At 32.4% G+C, this 1,976-nt stretch carries 2 protein-coding genes and 1 pseudogene; 2 read left to right on the top strand and 1 reads right to left on the bottom strand.

The annotated features are described in order from the left end of the window. The coding region (locus A5849_RS10335) for a helix-turn-helix domain-containing protein (RefSeq protein WP_179189224.1) at positions 1 to 667 on the top strand (667 nt) is incomplete at its 5' end. Here the strand turns inward: A5849_RS10335 and A5849_RS10330 are convergent. Then, the gene (locus A5849_RS10330) at positions 631 to 1,590 is read right to left on the bottom strand and encodes an IS30 family transposase (RefSeq protein ID WP_002301399.1); all 960 of its coding nucleotides are present in this window, start codon (positions 1,588 to 1,590) and stop codon (positions 631 to 633) included. The genes A5849_RS10335 and A5849_RS10330 overlap by 37 nt on opposite strands. Positions 1,591 to 1,792: 202 nt before the next feature. On the opposite strand from A5849_RS10330, the pseudogene A5849_RS15405 reads away from it, so the two are divergent. Beyond that, a pseudogene (locus A5849_RS15405) lies at positions 1,793 to 1,976 on the top strand (transcriptional regulator); the annotation flags it as partial.

Here is a 1,976-nt window from a genome sequence, read left to right as displayed (position 1 = left end):
TCCTAGAAGTGTTCTAAAAGATTTTGCTAAAGAGCAATTTACTAGTGTATCTACTGTTTTCAGATATGCGAAGCTCTTAATTCCATATTTTAGGCGTTATCATATAACATTTCATCCATTTCAGTTAGAATTGAATGCATCAGAGGCAAACATTCGTAGCTTTTTTTATTATTTCTATTGGAATTCTACACGTGAAAGTAGTGATAAGTGGCCATTTCATATCGAACAAAAGGAAATAGAGAAGTATATAGTTGCTTTTGAGAGGATTTATGATATTACGTTAACTATTTTTCAAAAACGTGTATTTTCTTTTTGGTTAGCCATTAATATAGAAAGAAGTTCATTTAGAAAAGTACGAGTAGATAATGAATATAAATCAGTTATCTCAGATGATTCGCATTTTAATCTTTTGAAGAAGTGGTCAAAACAAATTAATCTTTCTTTTAACAGCGATGAACTGTGTTTCCTTTATCGAATAATTTATTCTTTTGGAGTAATTGATGGAAATGCAATATATGAAAATAGTCATGCATATGCACATCAGCGACAAAATACTTGTTCTTATCGAGCAGTTGAGAATTTGGAGAAAGTTTTACAAAGCATGTTCCGTTTTTCTTTAGATCTTAATTGTCAAATTAAGTTAGACAGATCATCAATACTTACGTAACTCAAAAATACTTCCAAAGGTGTTCGATAATCCAGTGATTTTCTAGGAATATTATTTCGTTTAGATGCGACAGATTGAATAAAAAATTCATCTACTGAATTGAAATCCATAGATTTCAATAAACCATCTCTACGTAACAATCCGTTAGAATTCTCGTTTAGGCCTCTTTGAGACGGCGTTCCTGGATCAGCGAAATAAATGGCAATATCATTGACATTACTGATCTGTTTCCAATTTGAAAATTCCTTTCCACAATCAAAAGTGATGGATTTGAATAGGTTTTTCGGTACAGATTCAAACCATTGATTTAATTTTTTTTCAATATCAATCGCTTGTCTACCACACGGTTTCAATGTGATGATAACTTTTGATAATCGTTCAACTAAGGTAATTACAGCACTTTTATGTTTCAGACCTACGATAGTGTCACCTTCAAGGTGACCAAACTCATTTGAGAATTGGCTATAATCCTTTTCACGTTCATGAATAGAGCGGCGGAAAGTTTGTTTTCCACGTCTTTCTTGATGTCCATTCGGTTTACGCTTGCCTTTCATCGGTAAGTCAGAAGAATCAAATAGCCCCTTTTTGAACATACGATAAATGGTACGAGCAGAACAACTAATAGGAAACGCTGCACGACCAACAATCACATCGGGTGTCCATCCTTGAACAACCTTTCTTTGAATATATTCTGATTGTTCCTCGGGTAAAACAAGCGGACGTCTACCACAGTTTGATTTGTTTTTCTTATACTGTTGATAATATTCTAAGGCTGATTTTCCTTGCTTGAAGAACAGATATACTTTATGGATCGTTTGTCTTGAACGATTCAAGCAATGGGCAGTTTTAGCAACAGATTGATTCATTTTGAAATAAGACTCTATTATTACAAGTTCATCCGTTGTAAGATGGGTATAGGTCATTTGTACTCACTCCTTATAATTCTTTGGTCGGAACTATTTTGAGTGTAGCACAAATGACTTTTTTAGTTGTCTAGCTTAATTTTACAATCGGCGAGATATAAAGGATCCAGAACTCATATTCAATTTTATTGCGTTTCATGAAAGAAGTTATCTATTTTATGGTAATCCAGATCTTTTTTTTAATCGTACGTATATCGAAGAAATGAAAGAAGAAGAACCTCGAACTTATCACATAATGGAAAAACTCAAAAAAGAATTACAAGCAAATGCGGATTTGGACGTATCAAAGAAATTAGAAAACTGGGCACAATTATTTTTGGATTATTATTATGTGTTAGATTATTATGATTTATTTTTAACAAATGTTAAACCGATTAAGATTTTAA

It is taken from the genome of Enterococcus sp. 10F3_DIV0382 (genome assembly GCF_002140245.1).
In the GTDB taxonomy this organism is placed as follows: domain Bacteria; phylum Bacillota; class Bacilli; order Lactobacillales; family Enterococcaceae; genus Enterococcus_B; species Enterococcus_B lactis.
The sequence above is the reverse complement of the archived record's forward strand: the minus strand, read 5'-3'. Positions and strand labels throughout refer to the sequence as shown.

Coding starts and splice junctions, on each gene's coding strand:
- A5849_RS10330 (WP_002301399.1), bottom strand. CDS start 1,590: ATGACCTATACCCATCTTACAACGGATGAACTTGTAATAATAGAGTCT.